The 20,849-nt window shown below is 68.3% G+C and carries 20 protein-coding genes; 8 read left to right on the top strand and 12 right to left on the bottom strand.

Annotated elements, in window-relative coordinates:
- The first annotated feature begins 87 nt into the window (after nt 1-87).
- Nucleotides 88-1,215 carry an NDMA-dependent alcohol dehydrogenase gene (locus tag AMD30_RS10795; protein ID WP_010843300.1) on the top strand — a complete coding sequence of 376 codons (1,128 nt, stop codon included), beginning with the start codon at nt 88-90 and terminating at the stop codon, nt 1,213-1,215.
- A 52-nt stretch (nt 1,216-1,267) separates the two neighbouring features.
- Here AMD30_RS10795 and AMD30_RS10800 read toward each other — a convergent pair whose 3' ends face one another.
- On the bottom strand, nt 1,268-1,837 hold the full coding sequence (locus AMD30_RS10800) for a potassium channel family protein (protein WP_055475625.1): 570 nt from the start codon (nt 1,835-1,837) through the stop codon (nt 1,268-1,270).
- Complete coding sequence (locus tag AMD30_RS10805; protein WP_055475626.1) at nt 1,834-3,867, bottom strand: M13 family metallopeptidase; 2,034 nt, start codon at nt 3,865-3,867, stop codon at nt 1,834-1,836. The genes AMD30_RS10800 and AMD30_RS10805 overlap by 4 nt, the downstream gene beginning before the upstream one ends.
- Nucleotides 3,868-3,977: 110 nt before the next feature.
- Between AMD30_RS10805 and AMD30_RS10810 the strand changes: the two genes are divergently transcribed.
- The gene (locus tag AMD30_RS10810; RefSeq protein ID WP_197282770.1) at nt 3,978-5,432 is read left to right on the top strand and encodes a dihydrolipoyl dehydrogenase family protein; all 1,455 of its coding nucleotides are present in this window, start codon (nt 3,978-3,980) and stop codon (nt 5,430-5,432) included.
- 39 nt (nt 5,433-5,471) lie between these two features.
- On the opposite strand, the gene AMD30_RS10815 is transcribed toward AMD30_RS10810, so the two are convergent.
- The gene (locus tag AMD30_RS10815; RefSeq protein WP_055475628.1) at nt 5,472-5,918 is read right to left on the bottom strand and encodes a pyridoxamine 5'-phosphate oxidase family protein; all 447 of its coding nucleotides are present in this window, start codon (nt 5,916-5,918) and stop codon (nt 5,472-5,474) included.
- 92 nt (nt 5,919-6,010) lie between these two features.
- Here AMD30_RS10815 and AMD30_RS10820 point away from each other — a divergent pair, with 92 nt between their 5' ends.
- The 5 genes from AMD30_RS10820 (at nt 6,011) to AMD30_RS10840 (ending at nt 10,012) form a co-directional block, all read left to right on the top strand.
- A complete protein-coding gene (locus AMD30_RS10820) occupies nt 6,011-6,754 on the top strand; it encodes a FadR/GntR family transcriptional regulator (protein WP_055475629.1) in 744 nt (247 codons plus the stop codon).
- Nucleotides 6,754-7,518 carry a sterol desaturase family protein gene (locus AMD30_RS10825; protein ID WP_055475630.1) on the top strand — a complete coding sequence of 255 codons (765 nt, stop codon included), beginning with the start codon at nt 6,754-6,756 and terminating at the stop codon, nt 7,516-7,518. The genes AMD30_RS10820 and AMD30_RS10825 overlap by 1 nt, the downstream gene beginning before the upstream one ends.
- 94 nt (nt 7,519-7,612) lie before the next feature.
- Entirely contained in the window at nt 7,613-8,008 is a 396-nt protein-coding gene (locus AMD30_RS10830; RefSeq protein WP_231632688.1) for a hypothetical protein, read from the top strand.
- 113 nt (nt 8,009-8,121) lie between these two features.
- Entirely contained in the window at nt 8,122-9,030 is a 909-nt protein-coding gene (locus tag AMD30_RS10835) for a DDE-type integrase/transposase/recombinase (RefSeq protein ID WP_148281207.1), read from the top strand.
- 70 nt (nt 9,031-9,100) lie between these two features.
- Nucleotides 9,101-10,012 (top strand): NAD-dependent epimerase/dehydratase family protein, encoded by a 912-nt coding sequence (locus AMD30_RS10840; protein WP_055475632.1) that lies wholly within the window; start codon nt 9,101-9,103, stop codon nt 10,010-10,012.
- On the opposite strand, the gene atzF is transcribed toward AMD30_RS10840, so the two are convergent.
- The 7 genes from atzF to AMD30_RS10875 all read right to left on the bottom strand — a co-directional run bounded on the left by atzF (nt 10,013) and on the right by AMD30_RS10875 (nt 17,160).
- The gene (gene atzF / locus AMD30_RS10845; protein WP_055475633.1) at nt 10,013-11,782 is read right to left on the bottom strand and encodes an allophanate hydrolase; all 1,770 of its coding nucleotides are present in this window, start codon (nt 11,780-11,782) and stop codon (nt 10,013-10,015) included.
- Nucleotides 11,783-11,793: 11 nt separating this feature from the next.
- Entirely contained in the window at nt 11,794-12,453 is a 660-nt protein-coding gene (locus AMD30_RS10850; RefSeq protein WP_231632683.1) for an alpha/beta fold hydrolase, read from the bottom strand.
- A complete protein-coding gene (biuH, locus tag AMD30_RS10855) occupies nt 12,450-13,163 on the bottom strand; it encodes a biuret amidohydrolase (RefSeq protein ID WP_055475635.1) in 714 nt (237 codons plus the stop codon). The genes AMD30_RS10850 and biuH overlap by 4 nt, the downstream gene beginning before the upstream one ends.
- Complete coding sequence (locus tag AMD30_RS10860; RefSeq protein WP_055475636.1) at nt 13,160-14,233, bottom strand: ring-opening amidohydrolase; 1,074 nt, start codon at nt 14,231-14,233, stop codon at nt 13,160-13,162. Before AMD30_RS10860 ends, biuH begins: the two co-directional genes overlap by 4 nt.
- Entirely contained in the window at nt 14,230-15,576 is a 1,347-nt protein-coding gene (locus AMD30_RS10865; RefSeq protein ID WP_055475637.1) for a nucleobase:cation symporter-2 family protein, read from the bottom strand. The genes AMD30_RS10860 and AMD30_RS10865 overlap by 4 nt, the downstream gene beginning before the upstream one ends.
- 87 nt (nt 15,577-15,663) lie before the next feature.
- Complete coding sequence (locus tag AMD30_RS10870) at nt 15,664-16,371, bottom strand: GntR family transcriptional regulator (protein ID WP_014928398.1); 708 nt, start codon at nt 16,369-16,371, stop codon at nt 15,664-15,666.
- Between the two features lie 30 nt (nt 16,372-16,401).
- Entirely contained in the window at nt 16,402-17,160 is a 759-nt protein-coding gene (locus AMD30_RS10875) for a pirin family protein (protein ID WP_055475638.1), read from the bottom strand.
- A 202-nt stretch (nt 17,161-17,362) separates the two neighbouring features.
- On the opposite strand from AMD30_RS10875, the gene AMD30_RS10880 reads away from it, so the two are divergent.
- Nucleotides 17,363-19,000 (top strand): NTF2-like N-terminal transpeptidase domain-containing protein, encoded by a 1,638-nt coding sequence (locus AMD30_RS10880; protein ID WP_055475639.1) that lies wholly within the window; start codon nt 17,363-17,365, stop codon nt 18,998-19,000.
- Between the two features lie 31 nt (nt 19,001-19,031).
- Here the strand turns inward: AMD30_RS10880 and AMD30_RS10885 are convergent, their stop codons facing one another.
- Nucleotides 19,032-19,496, bottom strand: a complete 465-nt coding sequence (locus AMD30_RS10885; protein WP_010843316.1) for a DUF3054 domain-containing protein — start codon at nt 19,494-19,496, stop codon at nt 19,032-19,034.
- A 6-nt stretch (nt 19,497-19,502) separates the two neighbouring features.
- A complete protein-coding gene (locus tag AMD30_RS10890) occupies nt 19,503-20,801 on the bottom strand; it encodes a flippase-like domain-containing protein (RefSeq protein WP_152467779.1) in 1,299 nt (432 codons plus the stop codon).
- Nucleotides 20,802-20,849: the final 48 nt, after the last annotated feature.

The raw sequence follows: 20,849 nt of genomic DNA on the forward strand, positions 1-20,849 counted from the left end.
GCAGTGGACCACCATGTGATCTACGTCGCATAAGCAGACGGCGATATCTGACGCCCCGAATCGGGGTAGCACGAGCAAGGAGCACGAATGAAGACCAAAGGTGCAGTTCTGCGCAATCCGGGCGAAGAGTGGAAGATCGAGGAGTTCGAGCTCGGCGATCCGGTCGCGGGTGAAGTCCAGGTCAAACTCGTCAGCTCGGGTCTGTGCCACTCGGACCACCATCTGCGCACCGGCGACAGCCCGGCGCCCATGCCGGTACTCGGAGGTCACGAGGGTGCCGGTGTCGTGACCAAGGTGGGTCCGGGCGTCACCCGCCTCAAAGAAGGCGATCACGTCGTCACCGCGTTCATCCCCGCCTGCGGCACGTGTGAGCCGTGCTCGCGCGGCCAGCAGAACATCTGCGACGAGGGTGCGCGCCTGCTGACCGGTTTGTCCATCGCCGACGACACCAACCGCGCGTACACGCACGACGGGGTGCCCCTGGTGCAGATGTGCATGCTCGGTACGTTCGCGCCCTACATCACCGTCAACCAGGCGTCCCTGGTCAAGATCGAAGACGACATCCCCCTCCAGGCAGCGGCGCTGCTCGGCTGTGGTGTCGCCACCGGATGGGGGTCGGCTGTCGAGATCGGCGGAACCCACGCCGGCGACACCGTCGTCATCGTGGGCATCGGTGGCGTGGGCATCAACTCGGTGCAGGGAGCGGCCGCGGCCGGCGCGCGTAACGTCATCGCCGTCGACCCTGTGCCGTTCAAGCTGCAGATGGCCGAGAAGCTCGGTGCCACACACACCTTCTCGTCGATGGAGGAGGCGCTCGAGGCGATCGGCGACATCACCTGGGGCAAGATGGCCAACACCACCATCCTGACGGTCGGTGAGATCGACGGCTCGATGATCGCCCCGGCCCTCGCACTGACAGGCAAGGCGGGACAGGTCGTCGTGGTGGGCATGGGCAACTTCGCCTCTATGGACGCCCAGATGAACCTCTTCGATCTCACTCTCATGCAGAAGCGCGTGCAGGGCGCGATCTTCGGTGGCGCGAGTCCCCGGACGCAGGTCCCGGCGCTGCTCAACGAGTACCGGGCGGGCAAGCTCAACCTCGACGACCTGGTGACCCAGACCTACCGTCTCGATCAGATCAACGAGGCCTACGACGACATGCTGGCGGGCAACAACATCCGCGGCATGATCGTCTACAGCGACGACGACTACTGAGCCGACCGGCCAGGGTCCACGGAATCGCCGCGGGCGAGCAAGCGACGCCAGATCACCGCACGGTGATCTGGCGTCGCTCGTTGACCAGCAGGTTGAGGAACCGCAGTCCCAGTCCGAGCAGCACCAGCGTGCTGGCCATCTGGATCGACACCGCGACCCGGGCGCCCTGCGAGTCCGGCGCGATGTCGCCGAACCCCGTCGTGGTGAAGACCGTCAGACAGAAGTACAGCGCATCGACACGAGTCAGGGACTCGTTGAAACTCCCGTTGTCGTACTCGGAGAACAGGAAATAGGTCGTGGCGAACACGACGATGTAGAAGCTCGCCAGTGCCACGAGCATCTCCATCGCGGTCGCGACCGGCCGGTCCGAGTGGCTGAACCGGCGAACCTCCCAGACGCAGAACCAGATCAACGCCACGGCACCGATGATCAGACCCAGGTAGTTGACGTCACTGGCCTTGTTGATGGGCAGCAGGAAATAACCCGTCAGCAGGAGGACCGCCGCGCCGATCGGCCGCAGCAGCGCGATCGTGAGATCGCGCCCCCGCACCAGACCCAGTGATGCGGCCGTGCCCGGCGCAGGCGTGTCTCGCGGACCCGTGCCGCCGGGAACGTCGTTCACCAGATCCGCACGCGCTCGGCCGGGTCGAGATACAGCGCGTCCCCCGGCTCGACGTCGAAGGCGTCGTAGAACGCATCCATGTTGCGGACGACGCCGTTGCAGCGGAACTCCGGCGGTGAGTGCGGGTCGATCGAGAGGCGCCGGATGGCTTCGGCGTCACGGGTCTTGGTCCGCCAGATCTGCGCCCAGCTGTAGAACACGCGCTGCGTCCCGGTCAGGCCGTCGATGACCGGTGGCTCGGAGCCGGCGCCGGAGCCATCGGGCCCGCTCGCTTCGCTCCCGGCGCCCTCGGTCGCGATCTGATACGCGACGAGAGCGATCGACAACCCGCCGAGGTCGCCGATGTTCTCGCCGATGGTGAAGTCGCCGTTGACCTTGTGCTCGGGATCGAGCCCGGTCGGCGTGAACTCCCCGTACTGGTCGATGAGTTTGCGTGTCCGCGAGGAGAACTCGGTGCGGTCGGTGTCGGTCCACCAGTCGACGAGGTTGCCGTCGCCGTCGTACTTGGCGCCCTGGTCGTCGAAGCCGTGCCCGATCTCGTGCCCGATGACCGCGCCGATGCCGCCGTAGTTGACCGCGTCGTCGGCGTCGGGGTCGAAGAAGGGCGGCTGCAGGATCGCGGCCGGGAACACGATCTCGTTCATGCCGGGGTTGTAGTAGGCGTTGACCGTCTGCGGGGTCATGAACCACTCGTCACGGTCGACGGGCGCACCGATCTTGGCGAACTCGCGATCCTGCTCGAACGACGAGGCGCGTGCCACGTTCCCGATGAGGTCGCCACGGTCGACGGTCAACGAACTGTAGTCTCGCCACTTGGCCGGATAGCCGATCTTCGGGTTGAACTTGCCGAGTTTGACGAGGGCCCGCTCCCGGGTTTCCGGCGTCATCCACGGCAGGTCGGAGATGTTGCGGCGGTAGGCCTCCACCAAGTTGGCGATCAGCTCGTCCATCCGCGCCTTGGCCTCGGGTGGGAAGTGCTTGGCTACATAGAGTTTGCCGACCGCGAAGCCCATCGCGCCCTCGACGAACCCGACGCCCCGCTTCCACCGGTCACGGTTCGTCTCCGCGCCGGTCAGGGTGCGGCCGTAGAAGTCGAAGTTCTCGTCGACGAACGGCGAGGACAGATACGGTGCCGCGGAGCGCAGCAGGCGCCAGGTCAGCCAGGTCTTCCATTCGTCCAGCGGGCGCTCGGCGACGAGTTCGCCGACGCCCGACACGAAGGACGGCTGCGCGACGACGACCTCGGCGAAGGTGGCGTCGCCGCTGGTGCCCAGGCCGCCGAACCACTCCGCGAACGGGAATCCCGCTGCCGTGGCGGTCAACTCGTCCAACGACATGAGGTTGTAGGTGAGCTCGGCATCGCGTCGCCGAACCACGTCCCAGTGCCGGCCGGCGATCGCTGTCTCGAGGTCGAGAATCGCCGCGGCCCGAGCGGCGGCGTCGTCGAACCCGGCCAGCGCGAACATGCGCTCGACGTGTGCGACGTATGCCGTCCTGGTGTCGGCGTGCTTGTCCTCCCGGTAGTAGGACTCGTCGGGCAGTCCGAGGCCAGACTGCGTCAGGTGCACGAGGTAACGGTCGGACTGCTTGGCATCGGTGTCGACGTAGTAGCCGAACAGGCCACCCGTGCCGTGCCGCTGGAGCCGGCCGATCCGCCGGGCGAGCGCCTCGAGCGAGTCGATGGCCGCGATCTTCTCCAGTTCGCCGGTGATCGGGCCGATCCCGAGGGCCTCGATGTGGTCGGTGTCCATGAACGAGGCGTACAGGTCGCCGATCTTCTGCTCGTCGGAGCCGCTCTCCGGGTTCGACGCCGCGCACTCGGTGATGATGTCGCGCACGTTCTCTTCGGAATTGTCGCGGAGCACGTGGAACGCGCCGTCGACCGAGCGGTCTTCCGGGATGGCATGCGACTCGAGCCACTTACCGTTCACGTGGGCGAACAGATCGTCCTGGATGCGGACAGAATCGTCGACCCACTCGAGGTCGAGTCCGGAGTTGAGGTCAGTATTCGATGCGGTCACGCGCTCCATCCTGTCACCGGATCAGATATTCGTCAGCCGCATCTGCCGTGGGCGAAACTCGAGGCGTGGTGTCCGCATACTCGCCGACCGCGGGCACGCATCCCACCTACCCTGAACCGATGGAGTCAACCTTCGATGTCGTCGTGATCGGCGGCGGTCCGGTGGGCGAGAACGTCGCCGATTACGCGATCCGGGGCAGTGATCGAACCGCTGTCGTCATCGAGCACGAGCTCATGGGCGGTGAATGCTCGTACTGGGCGTGTATGCCGAGCAAGGCGTTGCTGGGTCCCGGGTCCGCGCTGGCGGAAGCACGTGCGCTGGCGGGCGCGCGTGAACGCGTGAGCGGGGACCTGCCCGACGCCGCCGGAATCCTCGGATGGCGTGACACCGTGACCGGGCGCCGCGACGGGCCCGGTGCCACCCATGACGATGCGGGGCAGGTCAGGTGGGCCGAGGGTGCGGGGATCGAGGTGATCCGCGGACACGGCCGCATCACGGGTGAGCGGCAGGTGACCGTGGGCGACACGGTGCTGACGGCGCGCGAGGCGGTGGTCGTCGCGACCGGGAGCACGGCATCGATCCCGCCGACACCTGGTCTGGCCGACGCACTCCCGTGGACCTCCCGCGACGCGACCAACCTCGTCGAGGTACCGGATCGTGTCCTCGTCCTGGGCGGCGGAGTGGTGGCCTGCGAGGCAGTGACCTGGTTGCTCGACCTGGGGGTGCGTCAGGTCGTGATGGCCATCCGGGGTGACCGGTTACTGCCCAAGATGGAGCCGTTCGTCGCGCGTCGGGCCGCGGACTCGTTCACCGATCGCGGCGTCGACATCCGGTTCGGTACGACGATCGAGTCCGTCGACCGGCCCGGCGTCGCCGACACCGGCTACGGACGCGTCCACGGCGGACCCGCGACCGTCGAGCTCGCCGGGGACGGCGCCGGCCGATTGGTCGTCGACGAGATCCTGGTCGCCGCGGGACGATCGCCCGCGACGCGGGATCTCGGTCTGGAATCGGTGGGCCTGGACGCTGGCGGCCCGCTGCGAGTCGACGACCACCTGACGGTGACAGGTCGTCCGTGGCTGTACGCGGTGGGCGACGTCAACGGCCGGAATGCGTTGACACACATGGGTAAGTATCAGGCGCGGGTGGCCGGGGACGTGATCGCCGCGCGCGCACAGGGCCGCGACCTCGACGGCCCGCGATACGTCGCCACGTCGGATCACGGTGCCGTACCGCAGGTGGTGTTCACCCGGCCGGAGGTCGCATCGGTCGGGCTGACCGAGAAGCAGGCGAAAGACGCCGGCTTCGACGTACGGATCGCCGACGGGGACATCTCGGTGGCGGGGTCGTATCTGACCGATCCCGAGTACTCGGGCCACGCCTGTCTCGTCGTCGACGCGAGCCGCGATGTCCTCGTCGGTGCCACGTTCGTGGGGTCGCAGACCGCGGAACTCGTGCATTCGGCGACGGTCGCGATCGTCGGTGAGGTCCCGCTGCCGCGGCTGTGGCACGCGGTTCCGTCGTATCCGACCATCAGCGAGGTGTGGCTGCGGCTGCTCGATCAGCTGCGTTGAGCCGCGGCCCGTCGGCCTGGGAGTCGGGCCCGACCGCCGTCAGAAGCTGAGTCGCCGGATCTTCTCCGGCCGGATGACGATCCGCACCCAGTCGTCGGCGAGGATCTCGGCGAGATCCTGTGCGCGGGTGGGGTCGTCGAGGTCCCAGTAGCGGTCGGCGAGTCGGGCCGCGAGTTCACGTGCGGCCGTACCGTCGGTCTCGACGCGGGCGGGACCGGACAGGGAGATCCAGCGCTCGCGTTCCTCGACCGGGGACGCGACCACGATCGACGCGCGCGGGTCGTCGGCGAGGCGGCGGACCTTGATCGAATCGGGGCCGGTGAAGACCTGGATCTCACCGTCCGGGGTCGCTTCGAACCAGACCGGCCGCGGTTGCGGGGGCGTCGGGCCGCTCGCGGTCGAGAAGAAGCCGAGGAGGGGGCGGGCCAGGAATTCGAGGTCGTCGGCGGTCAGCGTGTCGGCAGAGGTTGCAGTGGCTTCGCTCATGCTGGGTACAACGACGAATGTCGCGGTTGATTCCGCCGGGAATATTGGTAAGACCACTTGACCACCAGGCCGCTCGCATCTACGGTTCGACCATGCCTTTCGAACCGGTGACGCAGCAGAGCGCACCCGAGATCGTCTTCGGTCAGATCGTCGAAGGCGTGTTGTCCGGTGATCTGCCGGCCGGGGAGGCCCTGCCCAGCGAACGTGAGCTCGCGCGCATCCTCGGCGTCTCGCGACCCACCGTGCGGGAGGCACTCAAACGGGTGGCGGCGGCGGGACTGGTCTCGATCCGCCAGGGCGACGGTGCACGGGTCCAGGACATAGCCCGGACGGGGGGCCTCGATCTGCTGCCGCGATTGCTGATCCGGGGCGGTGCACTGGTGCCGAGTGTCGCGCGCTCGATCGTCGAGGCGCGCGCCGCGATCGGCCCGGACGTCGCGGGCCTCGCGGCGAGGCGGGCGACCGACGATCACATCGCACGACTGACGGCGGTCCTCGCCGATCTGGCCGCCGAGCCGGACCCGGTCGGACAGCAGGTCGCGGCTCTCGAGTTCTGGAGCACGGTCGTCGACGCGGCCGACTCCATCGCCTTCCGGCTCATGTACAACTCGCTCCGCGCCGCCTATGAACCGGCGGTTCCCGCGCTTGCGTCGATGTTGGAGCCCGAGGTCGGGAACATCGACGGTTATCGCGCGGTCGTCGACGCGGTCGCGACCCATGATCCCGAACGCGCCGAGGCCGCGGCCCGTGAACTCCTCACGCCCGCGACCGCGGCTCTGCTCGACCTCTGTCGAGCCCTCGAGGACGCCGAGTCCGACGCCGGTCAGGAGAGCTGATGTCTGCCCACGAGATGCGCAACGATGACCCACACCGCGGCGACCCACCCGGCGATGACATCGACGCCAGGGCACGCAAGCAGGTGGCGGCCGAGGAACGGCGGATGCGGTCACGGCGGACGACGAGTCTGCGCGACGCATTCGTCGAGTTCCTCCGGCATCCGTCGCCATGGATGATCGCCGCCTTCCTCGCGACCTCGCTCACGGCGCGAACATGGTTGGGCGGATGGGGGATTGCCGATCTGCTGGTTCCCGTGGTGATGATCGCGAGCTTCCCGCTGGTGGAATGGCTGATCCACGTCTTCGTCCTGCATTGGCGTCCGAAGCGGGTTGGTCCGATCACCATCGACCCGCTGGTGGCGCGCAAGCATCGGGAACACCATTCGGATCCCAGGAACATCCCGCTGGTGTTCATCCCGTGGCAGGTACTGGTCGCGGTCGTCCTGGCAGCTGTCGCGGTGGGTCTCGTCGTATTCGCCACTGCCGAACGCGGTCTCACCTTCATGGCGACGCTCGCCGCGATCGGCCTGGTCTACGAGTGGACGCACTATCTGATCCACTCCGACTACCGGCCGCGCCACGCATACTATCGCCGGTTGTGGCGGAATCACCGCTTCCACCACTACCGCAACGAGCACTACTGGTTCGCGGTCACGACGGCCGGGACCGCCGACCGGTTGTTGCGCACCTACCCCGACCCCGAGACGGTCGAGAAGTCGCCCACGGCAAAGGATCTGCACGCGCTCTCGCGGACAGCGGACTGACCGGAGAACCCCATCACGTTGCCTTTTGTCCCGGTAACGGTGGTTGCCACTCTGGATGTGAGTCACTCCTGATGGGGAGGAGCACACTGTGAGCATGTCACCGGGTTACACGGTCGAGGAGATCGAAGCTCTTGTGGAGGAGTACATGACTCTTCGACAGGGGCAGAAGGGGCCGTGGCTGAAAGCCAGGTCGATCAGTAAATATCAGCTACACCGATGGCGCCAGGCCTATCTGGCCGGTGATCTGGCACGCGGGCTGGTGCCGCGTGACTCGGTGACCCGCCCGGACGCGATCCGACGGGCGATCGAAGCCGAGAAACAATTAGAAGCTCAACAGCGTGCTCATGCCGACGAACTCGAACGGTTACATCGGCAGATCGAGACCCTGCAAGGCGGTAATGCCGCATTGGGAAAAGCTATCGGGCTCTTGCGCGAGTTGGACTCGCAAGAGCCCGGGACGACACCGGACGATCCCCCCTGCGAGAAATAAGGTTCGGCCTGATCGCCGAACTCACAGCCTCGGGGTATTCCCAGCGGTCGGCGTTGACGATCGCTGGGGTATCGCGCGGATCGTTTCACTACCGTCGCCGGCCACGACCTGCGGTGTCACATCCGATCGCCCAACGAGACCGGGCCTATCCCAGCCGACTCAACTCCGCCGACGTCGCGACGATCAGCGAGTTGATCCGGGCCGGCTGGTCCCAGGGGCAGTCGGTGCTCGATACCTTCGCCCGCACCTGGGATTCGGGCCGGTACTTGGCGTCGCCGCGCACCTGGTATCGCATTGCCAACCGGATCGATCAGTCCACCCGCCCTGCCTCGCCACGCCTGCGCACACGTTCCCCACGGCAGGTGCCGGTCGTGGCGGCCACCGCCCCCGGACAGGTGTGGATGTGGGATATCACCGACCTCAACGGCACCTACGTCGGGCAGCGCTACAAGGCGTACTCGATCCAGGATCTGTACTCGCGCAAGATCATCGCGTCCTGCGTGGCACCTCGCGAGGACGAAGACATCACGGCGGGCTTGTTTGCTGCAGCATTCGACACCGATCAGGTTCCGCGCGTCATCCATTCCGACAACGGGTCGGTCATGCGGTCAGCGCGACTGGCCCAGCTGTGTGCGGCGATGAACGTGACCATGTCGTACAGCCGTCCACGAGTATCGAATGACAACCCGTACAAGGAATCCGAGTTCCGCACCATGAAACACCGGCCGTCATATCCGACCACTTTCGACGACATCCACAGCGCTCGGGACTGGGTCGAGTCCTACGTCGACTGGTTCAACCGCGAGCACCACCACCGTGGACTGGCCTTGTTCACTCCACAATCAGTCCACGACGGCAACTGGCGGAGGCACCACAGCGTGCGCACCTCAACACTCAACACCTACTACGCGCACAACCCCGACCGGTTCCGCCATCGTCGTCCCAGCGTGCACCGCCCGCGCAGCCGCGTCGGCATCAACCTGCACCACGAACACAACCAGATCGCACTAAACACAAACTAGTGACTCAACACAGGTTGACACCCACCGTAACCGGGACAAAACGCAACCTGATCCGGGATACTCTCGACGCATGCGGGTATTCGTGACCGGCGGCACGGGGGCCATCGGGGGACACGCGGTGCCCGCATTGGTCGCCGCGGGACACGAAGTCCGCGCCCTGGCGCGCTCGGATGTCGCTGCCGCAGCGCTGCGCGCCCACGGTGCCACACCGGTCCGCGTCTCGTTGTTCGACCGGGACGGCCTCGCCGAGAACTTCGACGGCTGCGCCGCGGTCGTCAATCTCGCGTCGGCCTTGCCGGGAACGACGTCGTTCATCCGGAAGTCGGCGTGGGCGGAGTGTCACCGGATCCGACGGGACGGCTCCGCGGCGGTGGTCGATGCGGCCATCGCCGCCGGCGTACCGCGGGTACTGCAGGAGTCGGTCGCCATGATCTACGCCGATGCCGGTGATCGGTGGATCGACGAGGAGTCCCCGGTCGACAACTACCCGATCGCGGTGGGCAATCACGCCGCGGAGGCGTCGGCCCGTCGGTTCACCGGTTCCGGCGGTGTCGGTGTGGTGCTGCGGTTCGGGCTGTTCTACGGCATCGGCGCCGCCCACAGCGAGCAACTCGTGGCGCTCGCGCGGCGTCGGATCGGGTTCCGGGCGGGCCGGCCCGGCGCCTACGTCTCCTCGATCCATCTCGCCGACGCCGCCGACGCCGTGGTGTCCGCACTCCGGACCGATTCCGGCACATACAACATCGTCGACGATCTGCCGGTCACCAAGCGGGATCACACCGCGGCCCTGGCCGGTGCGGTCGGCAGGCATCCGGTCGTGACCGGTCCGGGTCGTGCCGCGCTCCTGCTCGGCGAACGCACCACGTCGCTGACGCGCTCGCTCCGGGTGTCCAACAAGCGGTTTCGGTCGGCCGCCGGCTGGCGGCCGCACTACGCCTCGGTGTGGGAGGGTTACGCGCACATGGTGCGTCGGCCCGCCTGATCAGCCGGTGATGGCGGCGGCAGGCCTGTTGGGTTCGACGGCGCCGGTGCGGGCCGGTGTGTCGCGTCCGAGGTAGCGTAACCAGCCACGGTACTCCGTGATGTCTGTCGCGGACTCGAGAGCGGATGCGGCGCAACCGAACCCGGTCATCGTTCGCCCGTCGTACAACGCGACCGGTCCCAGCGCCATCGGCGACGGGAGGGTACGAGCGAACGACGCGAACCCCGCGGCCGGGAGGCGCCAGATGCCGCCGGCGATCTCGACGCCGCCGGCATGCGCATGGACGAGACCCGGTTTGGGCGGGGTGGTGTCCAGCGCGTACAGCCGATACGACGGGGCGGTACGGGCCGGACCCAGATATCGCGCACCGCGGGAGTGCATCTCGTGTTCGAGGGGCTGGCCGGGAAGATGCGCCCCGACGACGAAGAGATCGACGAAGGACGCGCCGGCCGCCTCGATCCAGGGACCGGCGGGACTCAGCGGGCCGGCAGCTCCCGGTACGGCAACGGCGTCGGGTGCGATGAACACGCGCCGGGCCAGGTCGAGCGCCACGGCATCACCGAATGCCCGGCACAGCACCGTGACCCCGAACTGGGCGTCGCCCGCCATCCCGGCAGGTGTCGCGACACCGCACAGGTCGAAGAGATTGGCGAAGTTCGTGTAGGTGCCGAGCCACGAGTTGACGCCGATCGGATCGGATCGGACGGCCTCGATCGTCGGATGGCCGGGGGCCGTGGGGACCAGCAGTGCGTCGAACCCGTCGAGCGACGCCAGGGCGTGCGCGCGCAAGGTGTCGAGCCGGGCGAGGTCGCGGACCATCCGCGAACCGGAGACGCGGCCGGCCGCCGAGATGATGTCGCCGACGGTCGGGTCGATGTGCGCCGGGCCGGACGATGCGTCGCGATGCGCATCGACGAACTCGCCGACCGCGGCATGTCGCTCGGCGACGAGACCGCCGTCGTATAGCAGCCGGGCGGCGTCGAGGAACGGGGTGAACGGAATGGTCTCGACCGCAACGCCATCGGCGCGGAGCCGGTCGATGACGGCGGAGAACGCCGCCGTCCACGACGCGGACATCCCGGGCAGCTCCGCGGGTACCGCGACCCGTGGTGCCGGGGGCGCGGCGAGCGGCGCGTCATGCGGCACCGGACGTGCATTCGCTCCGCCGGCCATCTGGGCCATGGCGCTGTTCGCGGTGTCAAGATCACGAGCCATGATCGTCACGGCGTCCCACGAGCGGCACGCCGGCACCAGCCCGCGGGTGGACACCAGGCCCAGCGTGGGCTTGATCCCCACGATGCCCTGGAACGCCGCCGGCACACGGCCGGAACCTGCCGTGTCGGTGCCGATCGCGATGTCGGCGAGGCCGAGGGCGACGGCGACCGCCGAGCCCGAGCTCGACCCACCCGAGATGTGGTCCGGGCGGCGCGCGTCGCGCACGCCGCCGTATGGGCTGCGCTGCCCCACGAGGCCGGTCGCGAACTGGTCGAGATTGGTCGAGCCGACCACGGTCGCCCCAGCCGCTCGTAGACGCGCGACCGCCTCGGCATCGGCGTCGGCAGGCCCACCCGCGAACCCCGGGCAGGCGGCGGTGGTCGGCAGGCCCGCGACGTCGACGTTGTTCTTGACGGCCAGCATCAGGCCTGTCAGCGGGCCGTCGGCCGCCGACGCCTCCCGCGTCACGCTCGTGCGGTCGCGGATGTCGATCCACACCTCGGGGCGTCCGACGGCGTCGACACCGTCGAAGAATGCGGTGACTCGTGGGGTCATGGTGGTCGTCCTCATCCCTGTGCCGGGTGGTGCTGGTCAGATCTGTGCCGCAGGTCGCTGATCAGCGAACCGAACGCGTTGTCGAGGTGGGCCGCGTGTGCGGTCCCGGGCAGGACGCGCCGATCGAAGCCGCAGAGCGCGGCGACGGCGTCGACCGACGCGTACCGGGCAGCGGGGGATCGCTCGCCCACGGTCAGTGTCACCGGCGACACCTCGGCGAACGGCGGTCGCGGTTCGAACGACCGGAACATCGCCAGTTCGCGTGCGACAGAGGCCTCGTCGGCCGTCGTCATCGCCGCGCGCCAGCCCGGTCCGTAGAGTGTCTGGCCGAAACCCTGCACACCTCGTTCCCGGAAGGCCTCCACCACGGGGTCGAGCAACCCCGGGGCCAGGGACCCCGCGGCCGGTTCGTGCAGGAACGCCGCGGCCATCTCGACGCCGCGCGCGGCGAGTTCCACGCCGAGGGTGGCGCCGCCGCTCACCCCGAACACCACCGCGCCGTCGCACAGGGGTGCGAGGAACTCGACTTCGGTGTCCAGGCAGCCGGATCGGGGACGCATCGGCACGGTGACGTCATAGCCGATCGCGGTGAGCGCGTCGGCCGTCGAGGCCCACACCGGAGGATCGACGGCGACGCCGCACACCAGGACCGCGCGGTGGCGGGAGGTCACGATCCGCCGGCCGAGGCGGTCGAGGTGACCCAACCGAGCGTCGTCAACAATTGCTCCGATGTCGCCGTGGCCCCGAAAACGCCGCCCTGCATGGCGATCATGCTCAGCGCGGCGAGGTGGTGACCGTGGTCGGTCGCGCCGGTGCAGTCCGACAGCACCAGACATTCGAAGCCGCGGTCGTTGGCCTCGCGCATCGTGGTGTGGACGCAGACGTCGGTGGTGATCCCGGTGAGGATCAGGTGGGTGATGCCCGCGGACCGCAGGACGAGATCGAGATCGGTGGCGTAGAACGCGCCCTTGCCGGGCTTGTCGATGATCGGTTCCCCGGGCCGGGGAGCGACTTCGGGCACGATCTCCCACCCCGGTTCCCCGCGGACGAGGATCCGGCCGCACGGGCCCGACGAGCCGATCTCGGCGCCCGCCCGCGCCGACCGCCACCGTTTGTTCGCGGGGAGGTCGCTGAGGTCGGGTCGATGGCCTTCTCGGGTGTGGATCACCAGCATCCCTGCCGCACGGCAAGATTCGAGGACCGACGCCGTGGGAGCCAGCCCGGCCCGGGTCAGGGACAGGTCGTATCCCATAGAGTCGACGTAGCCTCCGGGACCACAGAAGTCGACCTGCCAGTCGATCAGCAGCAGGGCTGTCCGCGAGACATCGAGCGTGCCGTCGTAAGGCCACGGATACGGAGTCGCGTCGACGGTCGACGTCACAGGTCTGCCCCTCGGTTCGACGGGGCGGTGGGTACGGGATCGACCTCGTAGACGACGGTGACGCTGCCCCCGCCCGGCCGGCCCTGATGCTCGGCGCCGCCGGACACGTACACCGCTCCGTCGCCCTTGACCGCGGCGGTCAGTGCGCCGACCGCGGCGCGGGCGTGACGAGTGGCGTTGATGTCGGAGTCGGTCAGCATCGTGTGTCGCAGCCCGCGGATGGTGCCGGAGGGGTCGGACTCGGCCTTCACGAACAGCTGGCGGATTCGGCCCCCGTCCTGCGCGACGACGTCCGCGGCCTTCTGCAAGGCTGCGAGGTCGTAGGCGTCGGTCATCTCGGTGTGCAGGGCCCGCAACGGGTTCGACGCCTCGGTGCTCACCCCGAGCACCAGCACGTGGCAGGTGTTCAGCTCGGCTCCGGAGCTCGCCGACGCGCGGTTGGACCACGCGGTCCGCTGCCCCGCGAGTGCGGCCCGGGCGGTGTCCTCGTCGATCTCCCCGAGGGACAGGGCGATGCCCAACGAGCTGGCCGCACGGGAGCGAGCCATCGACTCGTAGGTGTCGCCGCTGGCCGGTTCGATTCCGCGGTCACGCAATCCGGTGATGTCGGTCGACGTGAGGAGCGGGCACTTGACCAGCACCAGGTGCACATCGTCCGCGCTGATTCCGAGGTCCACGACGAGCTTGGCGACGGTGTCGCGCACCGCCTCCATCTGCCCCACTCGTCCCAGGTCCTCCGGTGGGATGACAGGTGTCTCACCGACCGCGGCCACCAGCCCGCGATCGTGCCGAGGGTCGTGCGTGTCGTCGGCTATCAGGAGGTTGACGTGGGGCGCGAGAACACCTTCGGTGCCGCCGGAGAAGACGGTGACCGCATCGGGCCCGATCCGCGGTTCCCAGGCGGCGGCGGCCAGTGTCCGGCTGAAGTCGTTGACGCAGCCGTTGCCCTCGGTCTTGCCGACCACGGCCAGCACGTCGTCGGCCGAGTATCCGTTGCCGGAGAGTGTGTCCAGTGCATCGGTGTCGTCGGGCCCGGTGGTCGGGACGGTGAGCAGTCGTACGCCGGTCATGCCACGGCCTCCTTGTCTGCGATGGGGTCGGTGGTGGGTGGGTCGGTGCGGCGCCGGCGGGGGAGGTGATGAAAGAAGAGGTTCAGCACGAAGGCGGTGATCACCGCGCTGCTGATCGCATTGCCGAAGATGATCTGCACTTCCGGAGGGAAGTTGCTGTAGATGTCCTTCGACACGATCGGGATCATTCCGGCGCCCAGGGCGAGGGACACGATCAGGAGGTTGTCGTTGTTGCGGTAGTCGACCTTCGACAGCGTGCTGATGCCGGTTCCGGCGACGGTCGCGAACATCACCAGGCTCACCGAGCCGATCACTGCGCCGGGGAGACTCGCGATGGTCTCACCGAGCTTCGGGATCACGGCGAGCACGATGAGGATGGCACCGGCGACCACGACCACGGTCCGGCTGGTCACCCTGGTGAGCCGGACGAGGCTCACGTTCTGCGCGAAGATGGTGTCCGGGAACGATGTCCACGCGCCGGCCAGGACCGCCGAGACACCGTCCGCGGCGAGCCCGCGGGCGATGCGCGGCGGGTCGGCGTCGATGCCGGTGGTCTCCGAGATCGCCATCATGTATGCGGTCGACTCGATGAAGATCACGATCATCACGATGCTCATCGAGATGATGCCGGCGAGGGGGAACGTGGGAGCGCCGAAGAAGAACGGCTCGGGGATGCCGAACCAGGCGGCGTCGCCGACTCCGGTGAAATCGGTCAGCGACATGAACGCGGCCGCGACGGTGCCCAGGACCAGAGCGATGAGAACTGCTGCCTGGCGCAGGAATCCGTTGCCGTAGCGCATCAGCGCCACCACCACGACGACGATGCCGAGGGCGAGCGAGAGGCGGGCGCCGTCCGCCGGCTCGTCGTCGAAGATCATGGACACGGCCTTGCCGATGAGCGAGAGGCCGATCATCGTGACGGCGGCGCCGCGTACCGCTGGCGGGAAGAACCGCAACAGTTTCGAGAACGGCACCGCCATCAGGATGGCGAAGACACCCGCCCCGATCATCGAACCGTAGACGGCATTGAGGCCGTACTCCTGCCCGATGAGGATCATCGGGGTGACGGCGGTGAACGAGGCGCCGGCCACCACCGGCATCCGTGCGCCGAGGAACTTGCCGACGCCCGCGGCCTGGATGATGGTGACGATGCCGGCGATCAGGAGATCGGCGTTGACGAGCAGTCCGATGGTCTGTTTGTCGAGGCCGAGGGCGGCGCCGAAGACCAGGGGGACGGTCACGCAGCCCGTGTACATGACGATGACGTGCTGGGCGCCGAACACACCCGTACGCCACCATCCCGCGAGGCCGGACCCGGCCGGTGATGTGAGGAGTTTGTGCATACGAAGATTCGTATACGTTCCTCATGTCTTGGACGTTAGCCAGCGTTACCAGGCGGTAAAATGGACCGATTTCGTATACGAAACTAGTCAGTGGAGCAGTGTTCGGACCAAGTCTTCGTCTTTCCGGACGTGCTCGTCCATCAGGTATCCGGCCTGGACCGGCGAGCCGTCGAGGATGGCCCCGGCGATCGCGGTGTGGTCGCGCCAGCACCCGTCGGCACGAGTGGCGACCTCGCGATCGAAGACCCACGCGATGCGGCGCAGGGTCCGGTCCAGTGTTCTGGCCAGCTCGCGATTGCCCGATGCCTCGGCGACGAGCGCGTGGAACTGCATCACCAGCGGCGGCACCGCGTCGTGCTGCTGCATCTGTTTCGCGGCGGTGCCCGACTCGGTGACCATCCGCAGCTGCTCGGCGAACTCGCCTCCCCGGCGTTCGGCCGCGAGTTGGGCGCCGAAGACCTCGAGGCCACGACGGACCTGCATCACCTCGAGTGCGTCGGTCCGTGACGCCCCGGACACCGTCGCCCCCTTGTACCGCTCGAGGTGGACGAACCCCTCACTCTGCAACTGCGACAACGCCTCACGCACGGGCACGCGCGACACCCCGAACCGTTCCGCGAGCATCGGCTCGGGAAGACGATCTCCCGGCGAGAGCCGGCCGTCGAGCACGTCGTCGCGGATGGCGGTGGCGATCGCATCCCTCGTCGCCGGTCGCGCCGGTCCACCGTCGGCGATCGTCGGCTCGTCGATCGTCAGGACGGGGGTGGGGTCGGTCGTGTCTGCTTCGGGCCTCACGCGACTCAGGATAGGCCGAGATGGTGGGGCTCATCCGGCCTGACCGCCGCCCAGCCCGGCGGCCATGGACCACACCAGCACCTCGGCGTCGCCGTCGGTGCTCGCGCGGATCGACAACGGCGCCGAATCGACCGCGCGCACGGCATCGCCCGGACCGAGAACACCGATCTCGCCGACACCGATCTGTCCGTCGACGACGAACAGGTGAGTGAACCGGGAGCCGGGCACCTCGACGCCCTCGCCGGGCCGCAGGCGTGCCGCGTACAGGGTCGCGGCCGAGTTGGCGACGGAGATCGCGGCGTCGCCGTCCGCGTCACCCGACGCGATCGGGACGAGTCCCCCGGCCGCGAGACGCTCGCGGACGTCGGCCTGCGCGTAGGAAGGCGCGAGGCCATGGCGGTCGGGCATCAGCCACATCTGGATATACCGGACGGGCTCGGTGCCGGAGCCGGCGAGACCGGGCCAGGCGTCGTTGCGCTCGGAGTGCTCCACCCCGGTGCCCGCGCTCATCCGCTGAACCAGGCCGGGGTAGAGGACACCGGAGTGCCCGGCCGAATCACGGTGGACCAGCGTTCCCGAGACCACCCACGTCACGATCTCGCTCTCCTGATGGGTGTGCAGATCGAAGCCCGCGCCCGGCGCGACGACTTCGTCGTTGACGGCCAGCAGCGCGCCGAAGTGGGTGTTCGACGGGTCGTAGTTGTCGCCGAAGGAGAAGCAATGCCGAGAGGTCAGCCAGTCGGTGGTGGTGACCGCGCGATCGTCACTCCGGAAGACGGTGAAAACCATGTATTCATTCTCGCAGTCCGGCAAGCTGAGGGCGGTCGGGGATGGGCGGGTCCGGCGGCGTGGATGTGGTTGCCGGACGGCGATCTCGTATGTCGCGGTGTGTCATAGGTCCCTATGGCGAGATGAGTTCGTGACCGGCTTGATCCCCGAATGGAAGCTCACGACGTCGAATTCGGGTGTTACACGAGTGAAAATTGATGTCATGAAGATCTGGGTCAAGCGCGCGACGACAGCCGCTTGCGCCGCGGTCACGTGCGCGGTCATGGTGAGCTCCTGCGGGTTCGCCGGTTCGTCGGACACGGGTGCCGCAGCCGCCATCGATGCATTCGCCGCCGCACTGAGCCGCCAGGACGCCGGCGGGGCCGCGGCGTTCACCACCGCGCCGGGACAGGCCGGTGACAGTCTCACCACCACGCTGAAACAGATGTCCGCGCAACGTGTCGATGTCGACGTCGAGAACCCCGTCGAATACAGCGACGGGACGGCGACGTTCTCGGTCACCACCACCTGGAACTGGGACAAGGGTCGCGAGTACGAGTCGACGAGCGGCGGCACCGCCCGCAAGCTGTCGTCGGGCTGGAAGGTGACCTGGGACCCCGCGATCCTGCACGCCGGCCTCACCGCCGGTGGCACTCTCCGCGAGATCCGCACCGACGCGAAGCCGGCACCGACCGTCCGCAGCCGCACCGGCCGGGTCTTCATGTACGCCCAGCCGGTCAACGAGATCGTGCTCGACCCCACCCGCACCGCCGACCTGAACGCCTCCGTGCGGGCCCTGGCCGGGGTGATCGCGCCCATCGCACCCATGATCACCGGGCAGGTGATCCGCGAGAAGCTCGACGCGACCCCGGGCAAGGCCGTCACCGCGGTCGGTCTGCGTGACTCCGACATGGAAGTCCTCGCGGGCGACCCGCGGCGGGTACCCGGTGTCACGGTCAACCGGTCCGACCAGCTCGTGATGGCCGACCGGCGGCTCTCCTCACCCCTCGAGGACGGACTCACCAACTACTGGCAGGCCATCCGCGACGCCACCGCCGGCTGGCAGGTCGAGATGCTCGGGCCGGGCGCGGCGCCCCGCAAACTGGCGGGCGAACAGGGTCCTCCCGGACCGGACGTGCCGACGACCGTCGACCAGGGTGTCCAGCTGACCCTGGGTGACGCGGCTGTCGAGGTGGGTCAACCCGCGACCATCATGACCCTGGATGCGCAGACCGGGGCGATTCTCGGGATGGCCCAGAATTCGTACGCGGTCGAGAGCGGCGTCGACATCGACCGGCCCTACCCGGTCGGCACGACGCTCAACCCCGTCTTCGACGCGATCGGACGAGCTGCCGGGCCGCAGCACGAGCGCGGTGACGAACTCCTCGACCGGTTCGGGCTCGGCGTCCAGTTCACGGTGCCGGGCGCGAGTGTCGCCGCCCCGGATCGTCCCGGTATCGCGACCATCGATTTCCGTCCCGGTCAGAGCATGATGTCGATGACGAACATGGCTGCCTTCGGTGTCGCGATGGCCCGCAGCGCGTCCGGCCAGACGTCGTCGGTGCCGCCGTTCGTGATCAAGAACGTGCCCACGAAGATCTCGGGCGGAGACCTCGGCGGTCTCGACCCTGCTGTCGTCCGGCCGGTTCTGCAGGCGATGACCGCGACTGCGGCCACCGGCGACGCCAGCGACCTCACCCGGGCGCCGGGACTGCGGGCCCTCGTGGGCACCAACGGTCCCGAGGGACCGGGGTGGTTCGTGGGTCTGCAGGGCGGTCAGGTCATCGTGGTCTACACCGAGGGACCGAAGTCGGGAACCGCTGCCCTCCAGGTCGCGCAGAAGTACTTCACGATCAAGTAGGTCCGCCGACAGGTCGCGGTAGCGGGGTCTTTCAGGCGGAGGCGCGACGGCCGAGCACGGCGAAGACGGCTCGCCAGCCCAGCATGAAGGCGGCGAGCACGAGGGCCGCGACGATCACGAAACTCACCGCCACTCCCTGGCTGAGGATGAACCGCAGGATCATCGCGACGGTCACCGTGCAGAACCAGACGACGAGGCCGACCGGGACGACCCGGTCCGGACGATAGTCGTGGCCGAAGAAGTCGCTCGACCGCACGTGGGCGTAGACGTAGGTGATCGACCAACCGGCGGCGCAGCCGGCCAGGAAGGGCCACAGCGTGTGCAGCACCGACGCCAGCGCGTATCCCTCTTCGTGGCTGGCCCGGCCGATGAGCACGAAGACCGTGATCGCCACGGCGTCGAACAGGGCTGCGACGGGAGCCGTCGCGGTCCCGCGCGCCGGCGAGGTCCCCGTCTCCGCCGTGTCGGAGCCCCGGTCCGTCTTCGAGCTCAGCATGGTGGACTACCGTACCGGGTCCGAGGGCGGATCGGTGTCGGACGTTCGGCCGGAGTCCGAGCGGAAACCGTCTCCGGGCGGCCCGCCCGAGGCCGGTCCGTCGACCGACGGACCGGTGGGCCGGCCCTCCGGTGGGCTCCGGTCACCGGACGTCACGTCGCCGCCCGCGGGGTCGGCGGGCCCGGAGTCGGCCGTCGCCGGGGTCTCGTCGGCCGCGCGTTCGAGGACCTCGGCGTCTCGCTCCACCTCGTCGATGAATGTGTCGTCGCGCTTGATCCGGTTGCGGAACATGAGGCCGATGACCACCCAGCCGATGGCCGAGACGATCACGTAACTGATCAGGCGGTAGATCAGGACCGCGGTGATCGCGTCGGCCGCGGGCATCCCGGCGCTGGTGAGCGCCGGCACCAGCACCGCGTCGACGACGCCGATACCGCCCGGCAGCAAGGGGATGGCCGAGCCGACGGCCTTGCCCGCCGCGTAGGCCACCATCAGGCCGGAGATGCTCGGGTGCGCGTCGACCGCCCAGCAGGCGAACATCAGGCATCCCACGTCGGCGACCCAGTTGAACAGGCTCCAGCCGAATGCGACCGAGGTGTCGCGCTTGCCGAGCTGGACCGCCCGGAGTTGTTCGAGCGTCTCGAAGAGCCGTTCTGTGCCCTGGTCCTCCGGCTTGTTGCGGAGTTGGTTCCACCAGCCGAGGACACGAATCCCGGTGCTCTTCAAGGATTCCGGGTGACTGGCCAGGTACTGCAGCACCACCGCGACCGCGAGGAACCCGGCGACCGAGAAGACCACCGAGAACGGACTGGTCTTCGCGCCGGCCAGGAGGGCGCCGCCGAATCCCAGTACGGCGAGACCGATGCCGGCGAGCAGACCCGACATCACCACCTGCCAGGATGCGATGACCGGCGTCGCGCCCCACTTCCGGGTCTCCCGGTAGGTGAACGCCGGGGCGAGGACCTGCCCACCCGGCATCGTCTGGCTCAGGGAGTTGGCCGCCAGGATGACCGACAGGGACTTCCACTGCGTGACTCGCAGGCCCGCTGAACGCAACAGTGCACGCTGGACCTGGGCGAAGCTGTCCATCGACAGCATCGCGGCGACCAGACAGGCCGCGACCCAATGCCACTCGATCTCACCGATACGGAGCCAGGCACCCTTGAGCTCGGGCCAGATGAGGACGACTTCGACGGCGAGGATGATCAGGACGACGGTGAGCAGGACCCAGCGCACCCACCAGAACCGAGGACGGATCGCCGGGGATGCCGCGCCCCCCGGCGAGCCAACATCCTCCGACGACATACGTGCCACCATAAGGTAGGGGCCCGGTGTCGGTGACGACCCCCGTAG

The sequence above is a fragment of the Gordonia sp. HS-NH1 genome, assembly GCF_001418765.1.
In the GTDB taxonomy this organism is placed as follows: Bacteria; Actinomycetota; Actinomycetes; order Mycobacteriales; family Mycobacteriaceae; genus Gordonia.